The organism is Streptomyces sp. JL2001 (genome assembly GCF_050917515.1).
In the GTDB taxonomy this organism is placed as follows: Bacteria; Actinomycetota; Actinomycetes; order Streptomycetales; family Streptomycetaceae; genus Streptomyces.
In genome coordinates this window covers 131,794-149,460 of sequence record NZ_CP169421.1, presented here as the reverse complement: position 1 = coordinate 149,460, position 17,667 = coordinate 131,794, and the positions used below count along the sequence as shown (strand labels likewise).

Sequence of the window (17,667 nt, the reverse complement as noted above, 5' to 3'; positions counted from 1 at the left end):
TTTCACGCCGGAGCGGAGCGGGTCGGCCGGTCAGGGCTCGTGGAGCCCGGCCGTCAGCTCTTGGCGAGCGTGCAGGTGTAGGTCGCGGTGCCGGATCCGCTGTACGCCTCCATCTCGGCGTAGTAGGTGCCGGTTCCCGTCGCGGTGCGGGTGAAGCTCACCGACTCGTCCGCTCCCGCACCGTTGTTGACCGATCGGGTCAGGGTGCTGCCGGCGCTGTCCAGCCAGTACAGGTCCGCGTCGTAGGCGGTCGGAACGGCGCAGTTGACAGTGGCGGTCTGTCCGGAGGAAAGCGTGACCTTGAAGTAGTCCCGGTCGCTGGACGACTTCATGCCGCCCGTGAGGGTGGCGGGGGAGGACAGGCCCGTGGCGTCGTTGGCGGTGTCGCGGGTGTCGTTGGGCTCGGTCTCGGCGAGGCTGCCGCTGCCGGAGGCCCCGCAGTTCGTGACGGGTGTACCGCTGTAGAGGTTGGCGTCGGCCACGCCGTTGGTGACGCTGCGCAGGTAGTAGCCGCAGGTGGGACGGTTCTTGAAGTCGAAGGTCGAGCCGGGGGTCAGGCGCCAGATCTTGTAACCCGAGTAGGTGAGCGGCTTGCGGTCGACTGCCTGTTCGGGCTGGTGGTCGCCAAGGATCACATATGCGTCCTTGCCGTACTCAGTGGCCATGCCGTTGCGGTCGATGAACAGGGAGCCGCCGCCCTCCTCGACACCGACGGCCCAGGCGGCACCGCCCGTGGTGAGCCCGTCCTTGAGGGCGCGGGCGACGAACGCCATGCTGCGGCCCATGCGGTCGCGGGTGACGAAGTGGGAGTCGTTGATGACGCCTCCATAGTTCGCCCACTGGAACATGCCGGTGGTGAAGCTGATGTAGCGGTCGTAGGGGTTGGCGAGCGCCTCGGCGCTGGTGACGCTGCCGTTGCAGGCGTCGTAGACGACGGGGCTGTTGATGTGGTGGCCGGCGCTGCCGCCGCCCGAACCGCCGCCCTTGGCCACGACGGACTCGACGGAGGCTTCCAGTGCGGTGCCCTTCCATGCCGCGTACCGACACTGGTCGCCGCCGGCGAAGTACACGAACTCGGCGTTGCGCACGTCGGTGTTGACCTGGCTGTTGTTGCCGTCCGAGGCGGCCGTCAGGGTCCAGGTGGTGCAGGAGTTGACGCCGGTGAGGCCCATGACGGTGTCGCACTCGGGCGTCTGGCTGCCCGACGTGGGGGCCGAGCCGGCCAGCACGACCACGTCCATGCTGCCCGTGCCGCCGCGGATCTCGTCGATGGCTCGGGTCATCGAGGCGGGCACGATCGCGCCGGCGCCGTTCATCGTGAAGGCGGGCCCGTTCCAGCTCGTGCGGCTGACGTCGGTGGCCGACCCGAGCCGGACGCGGTTGGCGGCCGCCTCCGACTGCTGTTGGGCGGTGAGGGTCATGGCCGCGGTCAGCAGTGCGACCGTGGCGAAGGCTGTGCGGGAGGCGGCTCGTGAAGCCATAGGGGTGCTCCTGGAAAGGGAGGGGGGCGGCGGGCGCGAGGGGAGTGGGCCGGACTTCTGGCCATCCTGCGGCGACCGAGGTTGGTAGCGGAACATACAAGGAGGCCATGACGAGCGGAAGATGTAAGGCGCCGATCTTCCGAAACGACAGCCATGCCGCAGCGTTTTGCCCGATAAAACGTGTACTTGGCGAGGCTGGATCGACTGCCTCTGGCGCGTTACGTGAACGTAACGCGAGATACATCTAGGCAAGCTGCCTGTTGTTCTGTAACTTCCGTGGTGCGTGCTCGACGGCTTGAATCCGTCGGCAGATCACCGAGAGGCCAGATCCGATGACAGTTCGTTTGACTCGCCCCCTCGCCGTTGCCCTGGCGGTTTCGGCACTTGCGACACTGGCCGCCTGCGGCGACTCCGACCCGGCCCCCGCCGCCGGCGGCGTGACGTCCGTCGCCGGTGTGCAGATCAAGAAGGACCAGGCCCTGTACGACCTGCTTCCGGAGCAGATCAGAAAGGCGGGCAAGGTCCGCGTCGCCACCGACGTCCCCTACCCGCCCTTCGAGATGTTCGTGAAGGAGGGCGAGAGCGCCCTGACCGGACTGGACTACGACCTGGGCCAGGCGATCGGCGGGAAGCTCGGCGTGACCTTCGCCTTCACCCCGCAGAAGTTCGACGGCATCGTCCCGGCCATCCAGGCGGGCAAGTTCGACGCCGCGATGTCGGCCATCACCGACAACAAGGAACGCCAGCAGGTCGTCGACTTCGTCGACTACTCCCAGTCCGGCTCGGGCGTCCTCGTCGCGGAAGGCAATCCCGCCAAGATCAGCGACCTCGACAGCCTGTGCGGTCAGAAGGTCGCCGTCCAGGCCGCGACCAACCAGCTCGACCTCCTCAAGAAGCACCAGGCGGAATGCGCCAAGGCCGGCAAGGGCCAGATCGAGATCCAGACCTTCCCCAAGGACTCGGACGCCCAGCTCGCCCTGCGGTCCGGGAAGGTCGTCGCCCAGGTCCTCACCAAGCCGGCCGCCGGCTGGGTCGCGAAGACCGCCGACCAGGGCAAGTCCTTCGACCTCGTGGAGGACCCCGCGGCGCCCGGCGGATACAACGCCTCGCCCAACGGCATCGCGGTCGGCAAGCAGGTGCCCGGACTCGCCGACGCGATCCAGAAGGCCCTGCAGTCCCTCATCGACGACGGCACCCTCACCCAGATCTACGCCAAGTACGGCGTCGCCTCGATCGCCGTGCAGAAGGCCACCAAGAACGCGGCGGTGGACTAGACATGATCGACACCAAGCCCTCGCACAGCGACACCGCCGTGACCAGGCCCACCGGGGACGACTTCGAAGTCGTCCCGGTCCGCAACTACGGCCGCTGGATCGCCGCAGCCGTCTCCGTCCTGGCACTCGTCGGCCTGATCGGCTCCCTGGCCAAGAACGACAACCTGCACTGGGACGTCGTCGGCCGCTACCTCTTCGCCGACCTGATCTTCGACGGCCTGGGCACCACCCTCTGGCTCACCGCCGCGGCCATGGCCCTCGGCCTGGGACTGGGCACGCTGATCGCCGTCATGCGCCTGTCCGCCAGCCCGGTGCTGTACGGCCTCGCCACCGCGTTCGTCTGGGTCTTCCGCGGCACACCCCTCCTCGTCCAGATCATCTTCTGGGGCTACGCCGCCGCTCTCTACAAGTACGTGAAGATCGGCGTCCCCTTCACCGACATCACGTTCTTCCAGGCCGAGACGAACGCCCTGCTGACCCCCGCGATCGCGGCCCTGCTCGCCCTCGGACTCAACGAGGCCGCCTACGCCTCGGAGATCGTCCGCGCCGGCATCCAGTCCGTCGACACCGGACAGGCCGAAGCGGCCCACTCCCTCGGCATGCGGCCCGCCCTCACCATGCGGCGGATCGTGCTGCCCCAGGCGATGCGCGTCATCATCCCCCCGATGGGCAACGAGACCATCAACATGCTCAAGATGACCGCCCTCGTCTCGGTCATCTCCGCCCACGACCTGATGTCGAACATCCAGGACGTGTACGCCCAGAACTACCAGGTCATCCCGATGCTCGTCGTCGCCAGCCTCTGGTACCTCGCGCTCGTGACCCTGCTCAGCGTCCCCCAGGCGTGGCTCGAACGCCGCTACGGACGAGGCACCGCTCGCGCCGCACAGGCCTCACCCCTGCAGCGCATGCTCGGCGGAGCCACCGGGCTGATCGCCAGGAAGAAGAAGGAGACCCGCCGATGAACGCGCCCATGGTGCGCGCCGAGGGTGTACGCAAGCACTTCGGCAAGCTGGAGGTGCTCAAGGGAATCGACCTCACGGTGGAGCGCGGACAGGTCTGCTGCCTCCTCGGCCCCTCCGGCTCCGGCAAGTCGACGTTCCTGCGGTGCATCAACCACCTCGAGAAGGTCGACGGCGGCAAGCTCACCGTCGACGGCGACCTCGTCGGCTACCGTCAGCACGGCACCAAGCTGCACGAACTGCGCGAGCGTGAGGTGGCCGCACGCCGACGCGACATCGGCATGGTCTTCCAGCGGTTCAACCTCTTCCCGCACATGACGGCCCTGGACAACATCGTCGAGGCGCCGGTCAAGGTCGCCGGCGTCTCCAAGGCGGACGCACGAGAGCACGCCCACCAGCTCCTGGACCAGGTCGGACTCGGCGACCGGGCCGGTCACTACCCGGCGCAGCTGTCCGGCGGCCAGCAGCAGCGCGTCGCCATCGCCCGCGCCCTCGCCATGAAGCCCAAGCTGATGCTGTTCGACGAGCCGACGTCCGCGCTCGACCCCGAACTCGTCGGTGACGTCCTCGACGTGATGCGCCGGCTCGCCTCGGACGGCATGACCATGGTCGTCGTCACCCACGAGATCGGCTTCGCCCGCGAGGTCGGCGACACGGCGGTCTTCATGGACGAAGGCGTCGTCGTCGAAGCCGGTGACCCGCGCCAGGTGCTCGTCGAGCCGGAGCAGGAGCGTACCCGTGCGTTCCTGTCCAAGGTGCTGTGACCGCGCCGACCTGCCGGCAGTCGCTCACCGAGCAACTGCTGGCGCTCGCCCGGGCCCGCCAGGACCAGTACCTGAGCGATCTGCGCGAACTCGTCTCCATCGACTCCGGGTCCTACAGCCCCGACGGAGTCAACCAGGTCGCGGACTGGGTGCAACGCAGACTGCGCAAACTGGGCTTCACCGTGGAGCGCATCCCGTGCCCGTTCACCGGGACGCACGCGGCGGGAGACGTCGTCGTCGGCCGGAAGATCGGTTCCCTCGGCGCCGTCGACGGAGGACGGAAGATCCTCCTCGCCGGGCACATGGACACGGTCTTCGACGACGGAACGGCGGCCGAGCGGCCCTTCCGGCGACATGGCGGTCTCGCTCACGGCCCGGGTGTCAGCGATGACAAGGGCGGACTCCTCGCCGGCCTCGCGGCCCTGGAGATCCTCGACGCGGCAGGCGTCGACGCCTACGACGAACTCGTCCTCCTGGCCACGCCGGACGAGGAGATCGGCTCCCCGGCCAGCCGGCCGATCATCGAGCGGACGGCAGCCGGCATGCACTACGGCCTCGGCCTCGAGTGCGCCCGGGAGAACGGCGACCTGGTCGTGGCCCGCAAGGGCGTCGCCGACTTCCGCCTCACCGTCACCGGCAAGGCCGCCCACGCCGGGATCGAGCCGGAACGCGGAGCCAACGCCGCACTCGCCGCCGCCCACCTGATCGTCGAACTCCAGGCACTCAACGGGCACTGGGACGACGTCACCGTCAACGTCGGCGTCGTGCGCGCCGGGACCCGCCCCAACATCGTCTGCGCCGAGGCCGAACTCCGCATCGAAGTCAGAGCCGCCACCGCCGCCGCGGTACAGCGCGTCGACGAAGCCATCCGGCGGGCCGCCGCGCACCCGGCCGTGGCGGGCACCAGCGTCACGGTCGAGCAGCTCGACCTGTGCCCGCCGATGGAGGACACCGCCGTCTCCCGGCGCATGTTCGACGCCGCCCGCCAGATCGCCGACAGGTTCGGCATGGGCATCGGAGCGGCGGCCACGGGAGGCGTCGGTGACGCCAACCTCATCGCGGGGATGGGCGTCCCGACCCTGGACGGGCTCGGACCCGTCGGCGGCGCCGACCACACCGCCGACGAATGGCTCGACGTCTCCAGCGTGCCGGAGCGCGTCGCCCTGCTGGCCGCCCTCGTCGCCACGCTCGGCACCACCGGCACTCCGTAGGACGCGGAAAGAAGCGTCGCGGAGTCCCCCCCAACTCCGGCAGTGCGTGCTCCGCGCCGCCGGACACGGTCAGGGCCGGTCCCACGGAAGCCGGCCCTGACCTTCCCCGATCCGAACCAACGGAGGCACCATGCGCGCCCAGACCCCTGCACGCCGCGCCATCATCGCCGGCAGTACCGCCCTGGTACTCGGTGTTCTCTCCGCGGCACCCGCGGCCCAGGCCGCACCCACGCACCGCACCCCCGCCCACGGCTCCCTCGTGCTGGTGGGCGGGGGCCTGAAGGACGACAACACCCAGGTCTACGGCGAGATCATCCGGCGCGCCGGCGGCGCCGAGGCCCGCATCGGCGTCATCACCGCGGCCTCCGTCCCCGCCAGCCAGGACCCCGACGCCGGCGACCCCGAGCTGTGCAGCAACTCGGAATGCAACGGCGCCTACTACGCGGGCCTCTTCAAGAGGCACGGCGCCGCCGACGCCCAGTGGGTCCCGATCGACCTCGACCACATCTCCAACGCCGACTCCGACACCGTCGTCCGCCAGATCGACTCCATGACCGGCTTCTTCTTCGGCGGGGGAGACCAGTACCGGTACATCACCACCCTCCTGCACGGTGACCGGCACACCGACTCCAAGGTCCTCGCGGCCATCCGCCGCAAGCTCGCCCACGGTGCGGTCGTCTCCGGCTCCTCCGCCGGCGCGCAGATCGCCTCCGGCCGCGACATGGTCAGCGGAGGCGAGTCCTACGAAGGCCTCCGCGACGGCAGCGCGCCCGGCTACTTCGAGGACCCCACCCGCCTCGGATACATCCCCGAGGGCGGATTCGGCTTCCTGCGCTCCGGCCTCATCGACACCCACACCGGCGCCTACGGCAGGGAGGGACGCGCGCTGCGCCTCGCCGCGGACACGCACCACGACCGCGTCTACGCCCTGGAGGAGAACACCGCCCTGGTCGTCGACAACCCCGGCACCACGGGCGAGCAGTTCAGTGTGCTCGGCCCGAACGGTGTCGCCGTCCTCGACCTGCGCCACGCCCGCGCCCGTACCGACGCCTCCGGTTGGTCCCTGCGCGGCGCCCGCTACAACTACCTCACGAACGGCGACCGCTACACCGCTCGCACCTGGCGCGTCTCCGCCGCCCCCGGCAAGACGCCCGCCACCGCCGAGGACACCACGGCCGTCCCCGCGAACACCGACGTCTTCTACTCGGCCGCCAACCCCGACGGCACCCCGTACTCCTTCCGCAGCACCGCACGCGCCCTCGCCACCAGGACGCAGAGAAGCGCCACGGCGACCACGTACGAGACGCAGCCGCAGTACGCCGTCACCCTCACCAAGGGCCACGGTTTCGTGGCGCTGACCGACACCTCCGCGAGTGCCCCCACGCTCATCGGCCTCGAGGTCGGCATCAGCCCCCGATAGCTCCCGCCCCGCCGTCGTCCGGTCGGCGCCGCCGACCGGACACACCCTCCGGCCAGGAGGTCCGAGCCACCCACCGGAAGGACGAACCCGCCCATGGCCTCCGGCTCCCTGGCCGACGACATCCGCCTCAAGCTCGGCACCCTGAGCCCCGCCGAACGTAAAGTCGCGCGCGTTCTCCTCGCCGCCTACCCCTCCGCGGGCTTCGAGACCGTCGCCACCCTCGCCCTGCGGGCCGCCGTCAGCGCCCCGACGGTCCTGCGCTTCGTCGCACGACTCGGCTACAGCGGGTTCCCCGACTTCCAGGCCGCCCTGCGCCGCGAACTCGACGCCCGCAACGCCTCCCCGCTCACCCTCTACGACACCACGGCCGGATCGGCCGACGACTCCACCGACGGGCTGATGGCCCGCATCAGCACGCTGCTGAGCTCCGCGCTCACCACGACCCTGACCGAGATCCCGCCGCACGACCTGAACACCGCCATCGACCTGCTCGCCGACCGCAGGCGCCGCATCACCCTGGCCGGCGGCCGCTTCACCCATCTCCTCGCGCACTACCTCGCGCTGCACCTCATGCAGCTGCGCGACGACGTCCGATTCCTGCCCGACCGCGACGTCGAACGCACCGCCGCGCTCGCCGGAATGGGGCGACGCGACGTGGTCGTCCTGTTCGACTACCGCCGCTACGAGGACGACACACTCGCCATCGCGCAGTTCGTCGCCGACCACGGCGGACGCACCGTCGTCTTCACCGACACCTGGCTCTCACCCGCCGGCGCCCACGCCGACGTCGTGCTCCCCAGCCGCGTGGACACGCCCTCGCCCTACGACAGCCTCGTGCCGACACTCGCCGTCATCGAGACGGTGGTCGCCGGTCTGCTCATCGCCCTGGGCGACGAAGCCCACCGGCACATGACGCACAGCGAGGCGACCGCTCGCCGCATCCAGCTCTTCCGAAACGCCGATCCCACACCCGCAGGAGGCCCGCCATGCCCGCCCGCCGCGTCACACCCGCTCTGCTCCTGATCGCCGCCACGGCTGCGCTCAGTGCCTGCGGCACCCCCGGCACGACGCCGGCCGCCGACGCCAAGCCCGCCCAGGCCGGCCCCGTCGAGGTGAAGCCCGGACTGGCCGTCAAGCCCGATCCCGCGCTGCAGGCCAAGGTCCCCCAGGCCATCCGCTCCGCGGGTGTCGTACGGGTGGCCACCGATGTGCCCTACCCGCCGTTCGAGATGTACGAGAACGAGACCAGCAAGCAGATCACCGGCATCGACTTCGACCTCGGTCAGGCCATCGGCGCCCGCCTGGGCATCAGATTCGAGTTCCAGGCACAGAAGTTCGACGGCATCCTCCCCGCGGTCCAGGCCGGAAAGTTCGACGCCGTGATGTCCGCCATGACCGACAAGAAGGCCCGTCAGGCGTCGGTCGACTTCGTCGACTACCTCAACGCCGGACCGGGCTGGCTCGTCAAGAAGGGCAACCCCGAAGGCATCAAGGTCGTCACCGACGTCTGCGGGAAGCCCGTCGGCGTCCAGACGGGAACCAACCACCAGAAGCTGCTCCAGGAGCGCCAGGCCCTGTGCAAGGCCGAGAACCTGCCGCCCATCAAGATCCTGGCCTTCTCCAAGGACTCCGAGGCCCAGCTCGCCCTCCGTAGCGGCAAGGTCGTCGCCGACTACCTCGACGAGGTCACCGCCGGCTACGTCGCGGCCACCGCCGACAACGGCGCGACCTTCTCCACCGTGACCGGCAGGCCCGCGGTCGGTGACTACAGCGCCTCGCCCATGGGCATCGGCGTCTCCAAGGACCGCCCCGGCCTGAAGGAAGCCATCCAGGCCGCCCTGCAGTCCCTGATGGACGACGGCTCCTACGAGAAGATCCTCACTGCGTACAACGTTCCCGGCATCGGCATTCCGAAGGCCACCATCAACGGCGCCCTCGACTGAGCCGGCGGCCGGGGCGACCGTGCCCGACGGGAGCCCCGGCCTCCGTGGCACTCACAGCAGGCCGAGTTCCCGGGCCGCCGCCTCGCCCTCCTTCATCCGGTCGTGCGCGGTGCTGCCCAGTCGCGCGAGGACGGCGGTGACCAGCGATTCGACCAGGGCGAGGGTCGGCGTCAGACTGTCGTAGGGCGACTCCGACGTCACCTGGCTCGTCAGCACCACGTCGGCCTGAGCCGTGGCGGGCGACAACCACGGGTCGGTGAAGACGATGACTTTCGCGCCCCGTTCGCGCGCGAGCTCGGCGATGGCCGTCTTGTCGTCCTCGTAGCGGCGGAAGTCGAAGATGACGACGACGTCCCGGCGTGCGAGCTGCGTCAGGGCGGAGACCCGCTCCACGTGCCCATCGGGCACGAAGGCCACCCGATCCCGCAACTGCATCAGGTGAAGTCCCAGGAACTGCGACAGCAGGTGCGTGAATCGCCCGCCGACCAGGTGCACCCGCCGCCGCGAGTCCGCCAGCAGTGTCACGGCCTCGTCGAACTCGTGGGCCGTCACCTCCCGGAAGGTCTGCTCCACCGCCTGCTGCACGACGGCCAGTCCCGGCAACGCGGCCCTTCCGGACTCCGGACCCGTCGAGGCCCGGCGCTCGTGAGGGCTCGACGCCTCGTAGAGCGTCACGGGAGAGGCGGTGCGCGCGTCCAGCTCCGTCCGCAGGGCGGCCTGCAGGTCGGGGAAACCCCCGTAGCCCAGCCGCGAAGCACAGCGCAGAACCGTCGGCGCGGAGACCGAGGCACGCTCCGCGATCGTGGCCACGGTCTCGAAGACGGAGGCGGGATAGCCGGCCAGGAGGACCCGCGCGACCTTGCGTTCGGCCGGACTCAACTCGCCCAGACGACTGCGGATCTCGTCAGCCAAAGTGCCGCTCACCCAACGCTCCTCGTGTCGCCTACGAGCCTCGCCGCTCGTGTACCAGAGTACAGGACACGTGTCCTGCGGTCCCAAATGTATCGCCTGTTACTGCGGGTGGGAACGGTCGGCGACGGGTCGTGAACGCCGGGACCTCCGGCAGGTCTGGACGGGCGGCGCGCTGCCGCCCGGGCCTCTGACCTCCGGCACGGTCGCACCGGCCGGTTGGTCACGCTCGCGTGGGTGTGCCGAACCTGACCCGGACACCGGGGGAGTACAGCACGCTCGCCGGCGTGCGGGCGGCCACCTGGAGCCGGGTGGCCGCCTCCACCAGTTGGTCGTCGAGCGACAGGAGCGCCACTTCCCGGAAAGTCCACGGCGCGTGGTGCACGGGCCAGAAGTACGTGCGCCCCCAGGCGCGTGCGTGCAGGCCCCACCGCGCGGTGAGGAAGTCGTCGAGCTCTCCGGGGACGTACGGGCGCTCGCTCCGGGCGATCCAGACCCGGGACACCGGCCCCCGGATCCGTCTGCGCCGGGTGGTGAACAGCAGCCGGTCGCCGAAGTGCAGCGAGCGGGTGGAAGCCCAGTGATAGGGAAGTCGCCACACGCTCCGTGCCACCACGGTCGGGAGCAACCGCTCGCAGTCGAGCGTGCGGAACACGACTCCGCGGCGTCCCTCCTCGTCCACGCTGTACAGGCGGACGTTGACCTCCGTGAAGGACCCGACGACGGGGAGCGCCGGACCTCGACCCAGCGCGAGCCCCCTCATCCGGAAGAAGACGAGTCCGACGTAGGTGTGCGCACCGACCACGTCCGGGCGGGTGCCCTCCGGGAAGTGGTGGGCGACCGCCCCGGGCGCCACCGGCCAGTGCAGAAGGACGACGTCGTCCCAGAACTGACGGAACAGGGGGCGGGCGATCTCGTGCGGTGCGGCGCGGGACAGGGGCTCACCGGGTGCGGGCGCCGGGGGGTGGGCCATGAGCACCTCCTGCTGGTGACCGGGTGTACCGCTTCCTTCCGGACGTCCGACGCGCTCGGATGCGGTGCCCGCCGTGCCCTCTCCGAGCGTCGTGTCCGCGGTGCCGGCGGGCGGCGCCGGCACCGCGGACACGACGTGCACCAGGTGCCGCGCCAGCCGGTCCCGGCACGCCAGCGCTCCCGCCAGAACCGGCATCGGCTGGGCGTGGGAGGGGAAGGGCGGGCTGATCACCACGACGCGCGGCATCTCGCCTCCCGCGGGAGCGGAGCCACTCCCGGCCCGGAGCCCGGCCCTTCGCCCGGAGGGCGCCGGCCGGATGCACGCGTACGGCACTCATCGAACCCCGCGCCCGCTGCATCCCTGGGACGGCGACGGAAGGAATCACCACGGCTCGAACCCTTCCTCCCGAGGAGCAAGCATGGATCCCGCGATCGCCGTGGCGACCGCCGACGGCCGCACGAGCAGCGCTCCCCCCGGTGCTCCGGGGGGAGAGGACGTCTTCACGGCCGTCCGGCAGCGCTACTGGCAGGCGCCGTCCGCTGCGGACCCCCTCCCCGACTCGGTCCGCATCTGCGCATCCGGATCACTTCTGGCCGACCTCCTGGCGGCGGAGTACCGGGCACCGGAGGGAGACGCCGGCGGGAGCGTCCGGCTCGGCGCGGAGGACCGGGCCGTCGCCCGCCTGCGCGCGGGCATGCGGGCGGGGAGGACGCCGACCCCGGAGGAAGGCGTCCTCGGCTGCGCCGGCAGCCCCCTCCGCCGGGCGGCCGTCGCCGCCCTGTGGGCCGGAATCGCGGAATGCCACGGCGCAGCGCGTGCCGCGGCGGCGCTGCACGCAGGTCTGCTGCACGAACAGAAGCCAGAGGCGCGGGCACTGCTACTCGACCTCGCTGCCGCGCACGAACCGGCGGTACCCGCGCTCCTTCCCGTCCGAGAGGTGATCAGGGACGCCCACAGCGAGGACCGAGGGCTCCGGCATGCCGCCTGGCGCGCACTCGCGGCACATCTGCCCGCGGTGGCGGCCGCGCTGCGGGGCGTGCGCGCCATCGACGTGTACGAGCGGCTGCTTCTGGAGGCCCTGACACCGCTTCCCGGGGCGCCCCTGGCCGCCGAGCAGGCAGCGCCGGGCGCGGTCGTGGTCCAGTCCATGCTGATGGGCGGACTCGATACGCCCGGGCAAGGGCTCAGCGGGGGACTCGGAGTCCTCCTCGGGTCGCTCGGTGACGCCCTGGTCCGCACGGAGCAGGTGGCCGCGGTCGTCACCGTCGTCGGTGCCTGCCGAGCGGAGCTGGTCGAAGACCCGGTTCTGATCCGCCGGCGAGGTCCCGGCCACTGGGTCGTACGCCTGCCCGTGGACAGCGACCGCCCCCTCGGCCCCGAGACCATGGGCCTCCACCGCGAGGCGCTCGCCTGGTGGGCGGTACGCCTGCTCGGTTCGCTGGGGCGTTCCGTCGATGTCGTGCACGTGCGCTACGCCGACGACGGTTCGCTCGCCCTGGCGGAGTCCGCGAGGCGTCTCGGCGCCTCTCTGGTGTTCACCGCCACTCCCGATCCGCACCGCCAGATCACCGAGCGGCACGGCATCCCCGGAGCCGATCCCGACGCCCTGCGCCTCGACCTCCACCGCGTCTTCCTCGCCGACTGCCTCGTCGACCGCGCCGACCGCGTCGTCGCCCTCGCGGGCCGCGGAGGCGGGACGAACGAGCTGCTGCGCCACTTCCCGCAGCTGCCCTCCGGCTCCGCCGGTCCCCTCGCCGTCCCGGAGGGCATCGGCCCGTACGACCCCGCCGGGAACGAGAAGGCGAGGCGGCGTTCACTGCTGCGCCGGGTCGGGGTCCGGCCGGCCCCGGTCGCGGCCGGCGAAGGGACCCTGCTGCTGAGCGTCGGCCGCCTCCACCCGGTCAAACAGCAGGACCTGCTGGTGCGTGCATGGCTGGAATCCGGCAGCCACGAGGATTCCCGCCTGGTCCTCATCGGCGGAAGTCCCGGAGCCGACGATCCGGTGGAACAGCGGATGCGTGATCGGATCGAGGAATCCCTCGCGTCCTATCCCGGGGCCAGGAGCCGCATCCAGTTGCTCCCCGCCTGGTCGAACGCCGAAGTCCGCTGCCTGGAAAGGGCTTTGGCCGATCCCGCCACCGGCGTACGCGCCAGATACGTGTGCCCGAGCGCCAAGGAGGAGTTCGGGCTCGCCGTACTGGAGGCCATGGAATCAGGGCTCGCCGTGGCGGCCCCCGCCCGCGGCGGCATACCGACCTACCTGGTCGACGGCGTCAACGGACTGCTCCTCGACACGTCGACCTCACGCTCGCTCGGCGCCGGCCTGCGCCGGCTGCTCGCGCTCGACGAACCCGCCGCCCGTGCGATCGGCGGCCGCGCCCGAAAGCTGGTCCGTGACGCGTACTCGGTCGAGCGCATGGCCAGGACCCTGGCCGACGACTACCGGGCTCTCGCGGCGGACCGGCGGGGTCGTCCGGCCAGGGGGGCCCGCCCCAGGTAGGGGCGCGCGCCCCGTCGGTGATCTGCCCACCGAGGCGCACGCGGTGGTCGGTGCCGGCTGAATCCGAAAGGTACAAAACGTGTGAAGTGTGCTCGAAGGCTCTCAAGTATCGTCCGAGGAGGGCGCATGATCGTCAAGAAGCTGCACGACTCCGGTGTGCGCAGCGAGCACGCCTACCTGGCCGCGATCGGATCGATCGGCCTGTCCCTCGCCTCCTGGATCACCTCGAACAAGCAGGAGAACCTCGAGAGGGCGGACCGATGGGGAATCTTCGTGGGGGAATGGGCTCCCACCTTCTTCGCCCTCGGCCTGGCTCTCGCCAACTACGAGCAGAACGATCTCGCCACGGAGGCCAGCCTGTACAGCGAGGAGGCGTAGGAGGCGAGCCGGTCCCGCCCTCCCAGGGGGAGGGATCGGAGTCCGCACCGCACGATGGGCGACAGAGCCCCGACCAGCGGCGGGCGCGGGGTGCACGGGCGCCCCGCGCCGACGCACTCGACGTCGGGACATGAACAGAAGGACGGCAGGAATCGTCGGGCTCACGGCTCGGCGTCCGGTCACGAGGAACAGGGGAACGAGCCATGGCCACGCATACGCCACTTCTCGGGGAGCCGGCCCTCGCGGCCGGTGTCTGGCAGTCCGGACTGGCCCAGGTCCTGGGCGGGCTGCTCGTGGTTGCGGTCCTGATCGGTGCCTTCATGCTGGGGATCCGGATCAAGAACCGGGAGCTTCCCCCGCCCGATCCGGCATCACATCCGCGCCGGCCCGACACGGACCAACTCCCCGGCGAGGTCTCCGAGTACCGCAAGGCGTCGGAGATGCCCCACACCGACGGAGAGCACCGGCTCATGCCCTACAACCTCCAGAGCTCGGGTCAGGCCGACCCGGATCCGCAGAGCGAGGAGAAGCGCAAGTGGGGTGGCATCTCCAGCGGCGGTTTCGGCAGTGGCGGTACGGGCCACGGCGACTGACGGGGGCGCCGCCGGGCCTCGCGCTCCCGGCGCCGGGCACTCCTCCACGGTTCCCGCCTTCCCTCCGGGACGCGTTGACAGCCACTCGTCCCACACCTGATCATGACCGGGCGGTCAGCCAGCCGCTCGGTCGTCTCGGGGAGTGCCCATGCCCACCACCACCTGGTCGCACCTGTCGCCGGAGCGTCGCGAACGCGTGCTGGTCGCCGCCATGGACGAGTTCGGCACCCATGGCTACTCCACCGGCAGCCTCAACGTCATCGCCCGCGAAGCGGGTGTGGCGAAGGGCTCCCTCTTCCAGTACTTCTCGGGGAAGCTGGACCTCTTCACCTACGTGGCCGAGCAGACCTCGCTGCGCATCTTCGACGCCATGCGTCCGTGGCTCGACGACTACGACGGGACGGTCGCCTTCGACGCGCACCTCGTAGCCGCCATGGACGCCTGGGTCGACTACTTCGAGCAGAACCCGCTGGAACGCGGCGTGACCGCCGCGACCAACATGGAGATCGACCCGCTCGTGCGCCAGGCCGTCCTGGAGCCCGTCCAGGAGCTCTACCTTCTCGGTCTGCGCCCCCTGCTCGCGCGGGCCCAGTCGGCCGGGCACCTCCGTCCGGACGCGGACGTGGACGCGCTGCTGTCCCTGCTCCTCCTGCTGCTGCCGCACGTCGCGCTGGCCACGTTCTTCCCGGCGGTGACCGGACCCGTGGTCCTGCCGAAGGGGGACCGGAGCACGCGCCGAGCCGCGATCGAGCGGCTGGTCCGGCCCGTCGTCGGCGGTTTTCAGGCCCGCTGACCACCGGAGCCGAAGGCGAGGGTGAAGTCCTGCAGGCAGAGACTGAACGCGGGGGGCCGGGCGGGGAGGGGGAGGCCGCCGCGCGGGGCGATCTCCCAGACCCCCCGGGCCGGACGCAGGGTGCTTCGGCAGCGTACGGGGCTCGTCTTGAGCCGGCCGTCGAGGGTCTGGCACACGTGGTACGACGCGGGCCACCGGCCGGGCAGTCGGCGTCCCAGGTGGAAGACGGCTGAGGCCAGGGGAGTGCCCTCGGTTGCGGCGAGTGTGGTGCGTGCGCCGCCCCGCGTGACGGCGAAGCGCGCCATGTCCTTGGGGATGCCCCACAGTTCGCGGCCGCCGGTCCTGGACTGCTCGCTGTCCACCCAGATGTCCGTGATGGTGACGCGCGGCCGCATCCCGTCGCGGACCAGGACCGCGGTCAGGAGTTCGTTGTAGCGCAGGACGCTGTCGTCTTCGTACACCACCCATGCGCCGCCGATGACGGCTCTGCCCGCCACGGTCAGCGGTGTGACGGCGTCCGGAAGCACCGGCAGTTCGCGCTTCGGCACGACCCACAGGGAAAGGAACATCTGACCGGCGAGATGCCAGGGCTCAGGCGGGTAGGCCGGCATCGGGTTCCTCCTCGTCCAGCGGGTGCGGTGCGAGTCTCAGCGCGCCCACGGCGTGCTCGGGCACGGCCGGGTGGGCCGGTGGCACGGGAGACACGTGCCGGTAGGGCGCGCCCGGTTCGGGGCGCGGATCGGTCCCGCCGCGGTTGGGCCACAGGGCGACGGCCCGTTCGGCGAGTGCGGCGATGGTCAGCGAGGGGTTCACCCCGAGGTTGGCCGAGAGGGTCGAGCCGTCGATGACGTGAAGTCCGGGATGCCCGTGCAGGCGATGGTAGGGGTCCACGACGCCCTGCTCGGGCGACTCGCCCATGGCACACCCTCCGATGAGGTGGCCCGTGGAGGGGATGTCGAGAAGGTCGGCCCATGTGCCGCAGGCCAGCGAGCCGTTCTGCCGCGCCGCGGTGCGCGCCAGTTCGTGGCCGGCCGGAATCCACGTGGGGTTGGGCGGCCCTTCGCCGGGGCGGCTGGACAGGCGGGATCCGAAGAGCCCTCTGCGCAGGAACGTGGTGAGGGAGTTGTCCGCCGATTGCATGACCAGCAGCACCACGGTCTGTCTCGCCCAGCGCCGCGGGCGGTGGAGGGCCGGCAGGAGCGACACGTTCCTCGCCATGTGCGCCAGTGCTGACAGCAGCCGCGACCGGCCGGGGACCGGGTCCGTCAGGGGCGCGCCCAGCAGGGCGAGCAGGTCGCTGCCCGGACCGTAGCGGACGGGTTCGACGTGCGTGGCGTCGTCGAGGTGTACGGACGAGGTGATGGCCACGCCCCGCGTGAAGTCGGCGTCCGCGCGGGGGGAGCGGACGGCGAGGAGGGCCTCCGAGTTGGTGCGGGTCAGGTGCCCGAGGCGTGGTGAGAGCTCGGTGAGGGCGCCGGTGGACCGCAGCGTGTGGAGGAGGCGCTGGGTGCCGAGGGCGCCGGCCGCGAGAACGACATGCCGGGCGGTCGTCGTGTGACGGGCGCGCCCGGGCCGGCCGGTTCGGGTCGACGTGACGTCCCAGCCGGCGGGACCGCGCCGGATGTCGACGACCGTGCGTTCCGGGCAGACGGTCACCCCGGCTCGCTCCGCCAGGCCCAGGTAGTTCTTCGGCAGGGTGTTCTTCGCCCCGTGGCGGCAGCCCGTCATGCACTGACCGCAGTGCAGGCATGTCGTCCGGTCCGGTCCCGCCCCGCCGAAGTACGGGTCCGGCGTTCGTGTTCCGGGAGCGGTCCGGGGCGGCCCGAAGTGCACCCCGACGGGTGTGGGGCGGAAGGTGTCCGCGCGGCCCATCTCCCGTGCGGCGTCCTCGAGGAGTCGGTCGGCGGGCGTCACGAGCGGGTTGACGGCCACCCCCAGCATGCGCCGGGCCTGGTCGAAGTAGGGCGCGAGCTCCTTCTTCCAGTCGGTGATCGTGGCCCAGTCCGTGCCGCCGTAGAAGGCATCGGGAGGGTCGTAGAGGGTGTTCGCGTAGCCCAGGGACCCGCCCCCGACGCCGGCTCCCGTCAGAACCAGGACCTTCCCGAGCAGCGTCATGCGCAGGATGCCCCGACACCCCAGTCGCGGGGCGAAGAGGTAGTCGCGCACCTGCCACGAGGTGCGGGGGAGATCCGCGTCCTCGAAGCGCCTGCCGGCTTCGAGGACGGCGACGTCGTAGCCCTTCTCGCGCAGGCGCAGGGCGGCGACGCTGCCGCCGAATCCGGAGCCGACGACGAGGACGTCGACATGTCGAGGTGGTGCGCTGCTGGGTGGCGCTGGCTGCATCGCGGCTCCCGCCCGGGCTCCTGGCCGGCACACCACGGGTACGGGGGAGTTGCCCCGTGGTGTGACCGGGCGGTCATGTGACCGCCCGGTCATAGTGGTGCCGTCCCCGGCCGCTGTCAATGC

The 17,667-nt window shown here is 71.1% G+C and carries 16 protein-coding genes; 11 read left to right on the top strand and 5 right to left on the bottom strand.

Annotation, left to right across the window (positions count from 1 at the left end):
• Window positions 1-53 precede the first annotated feature (53 nt).
• Window positions 54-1,481, bottom strand: a complete 1,428-nt coding sequence (locus ACE1OA_RS00695) for a pre-peptidase C-terminal domain-containing protein (RefSeq protein ID WP_356606202.1) — start codon at window positions 1,479-1,481, stop codon at window positions 54-56.
• Between the two features lie 344 nt (window positions 1,482-1,825).
• On the opposite strand from ACE1OA_RS00695, the gene ACE1OA_RS00690 reads away from it, so the two are divergent.
• The 7 genes from ACE1OA_RS00690 to ACE1OA_RS00660 all read left to right on the top strand — a co-directional run bounded on the left by ACE1OA_RS00690 (window position 1,826) and on the right by ACE1OA_RS00660 (window position 9,055).
• Window positions 1,826-2,755 carry an ABC transporter substrate-binding protein gene (locus ACE1OA_RS00690; protein ID WP_386544385.1) on the top strand — a complete coding sequence of 310 codons (930 nt, stop codon included), beginning with the start codon at window positions 1,826-1,828 and terminating at the stop codon, window positions 2,753-2,755.
• Window positions 2,756-2,757: 2 nt separating this feature from the next.
• Window positions 2,758-3,720: an amino acid ABC transporter permease gene (locus ACE1OA_RS00685; RefSeq protein ID WP_384867136.1), complete on the top strand. Its 963-nt coding sequence runs from the start codon at window positions 2,758-2,760 to the stop codon at window positions 3,718-3,720.
• Window positions 3,721-3,728: 8 nt separating this feature from the next.
• Window positions 3,729-4,481 (top strand): amino acid ABC transporter ATP-binding protein, encoded by a 753-nt coding sequence (locus tag ACE1OA_RS00680; RefSeq protein WP_356606327.1) that lies wholly within the window; start codon window positions 3,729-3,731, stop codon window positions 4,479-4,481.
• Complete coding sequence (locus ACE1OA_RS00675) at window positions 4,478-5,692, top strand: M20 family metallopeptidase (protein ID WP_356606196.1); 1,215 nt, start codon at window positions 4,478-4,480, stop codon at window positions 5,690-5,692. The genes ACE1OA_RS00680 and ACE1OA_RS00675 overlap by 4 nt, the downstream gene beginning before the upstream one ends.
• A gap of 130 nt (window positions 5,693-5,822) precedes the next feature.
• On the top strand, window positions 5,823-7,112 hold the full coding sequence (locus tag ACE1OA_RS00670) for a cyanophycinase (RefSeq protein WP_432752003.1): 1,290 nt from the start codon (window positions 5,823-5,825) through the stop codon (window positions 7,110-7,112).
• 93 nt (window positions 7,113-7,205) lie between these two features.
• Entirely contained in the window at window positions 7,206-8,135 is a 930-nt protein-coding gene (locus tag ACE1OA_RS00665; RefSeq protein WP_386544390.1) for a MurR/RpiR family transcriptional regulator, read from the top strand.
• Window positions 8,099-9,055, top strand: coding sequence for an ABC transporter substrate-binding protein (locus ACE1OA_RS00660; protein WP_432752002.1), 957 nt, complete (start codon window positions 8,099-8,101; stop codon window positions 9,053-9,055). The genes ACE1OA_RS00665 and ACE1OA_RS00660 overlap by 37 nt, the downstream gene beginning before the upstream one ends.
• Window positions 9,056-9,106: 51 nt before the next feature.
• Here the strand turns inward: ACE1OA_RS00660 and ACE1OA_RS00655 are convergent, their stop codons facing one another.
• Entirely contained in the window at window positions 9,107-9,979 is an 873-nt protein-coding gene (locus ACE1OA_RS00655; RefSeq protein WP_432752001.1) for a MurR/RpiR family transcriptional regulator, read from the bottom strand.
• Between the two features lie 208 nt (window positions 9,980-10,187).
• Window positions 10,188-11,183, bottom strand: a complete 996-nt coding sequence (locus tag ACE1OA_RS00650) for a YqjF family protein (protein ID WP_432752000.1) — start codon at window positions 11,181-11,183, stop codon at window positions 10,188-10,190.
• A gap of 172 nt (window positions 11,184-11,355) precedes the next feature.
• Here ACE1OA_RS00650 and ACE1OA_RS00645 point away from each other — a divergent pair, with 172 nt between their 5' ends.
• The 4 genes from ACE1OA_RS00645 (at window position 11,356) to ACE1OA_RS00630 (ending at window position 15,201) form a co-directional block, all read left to right on the top strand.
• A complete protein-coding gene (locus ACE1OA_RS00645) occupies window positions 11,356-13,437 on the top strand; it encodes a glycosyltransferase family 4 protein (RefSeq protein ID WP_432751999.1) in 2,082 nt (693 codons plus the stop codon).
• 126 nt (window positions 13,438-13,563) lie between these two features.
• Entirely contained in the window at window positions 13,564-13,815 is a 252-nt protein-coding gene (locus ACE1OA_RS00640; protein WP_384867130.1) for a hypothetical protein, read from the top strand.
• 203 nt (window positions 13,816-14,018) lie between these two features.
• Window positions 14,019-14,408 carry a DUF6479 family protein gene (locus tag ACE1OA_RS00635; protein ID WP_356606180.1) on the top strand — a complete coding sequence of 130 codons (390 nt, stop codon included), beginning with the start codon at window positions 14,019-14,021 and terminating at the stop codon, window positions 14,406-14,408.
• 148 nt (window positions 14,409-14,556) lie between these two features.
• Entirely contained in the window at window positions 14,557-15,201 is a 645-nt protein-coding gene (locus tag ACE1OA_RS00630; RefSeq protein WP_384867129.1) for a TetR/AcrR family transcriptional regulator, read from the top strand.
• Here the strand turns inward: ACE1OA_RS00630 and ACE1OA_RS00625 are convergent.
• Window positions 15,189-15,812 (bottom strand): acetoacetate decarboxylase family protein, encoded by a 624-nt coding sequence (locus ACE1OA_RS00625; RefSeq protein WP_384867128.1) that lies wholly within the window; start codon window positions 15,810-15,812, stop codon window positions 15,189-15,191. The two genes, ACE1OA_RS00630 and ACE1OA_RS00625, sit on opposite strands and share 13 nt — an antisense overlap.
• A complete protein-coding gene (locus ACE1OA_RS00620) occupies window positions 15,793-17,544 on the bottom strand; it encodes an FAD-dependent oxidoreductase (RefSeq protein ID WP_432751998.1) in 1,752 nt (583 codons plus the stop codon). Before ACE1OA_RS00620 ends, ACE1OA_RS00625 begins: the two co-directional genes overlap by 20 nt.
• Window positions 17,545-17,667 lie beyond the last annotated feature (123 nt).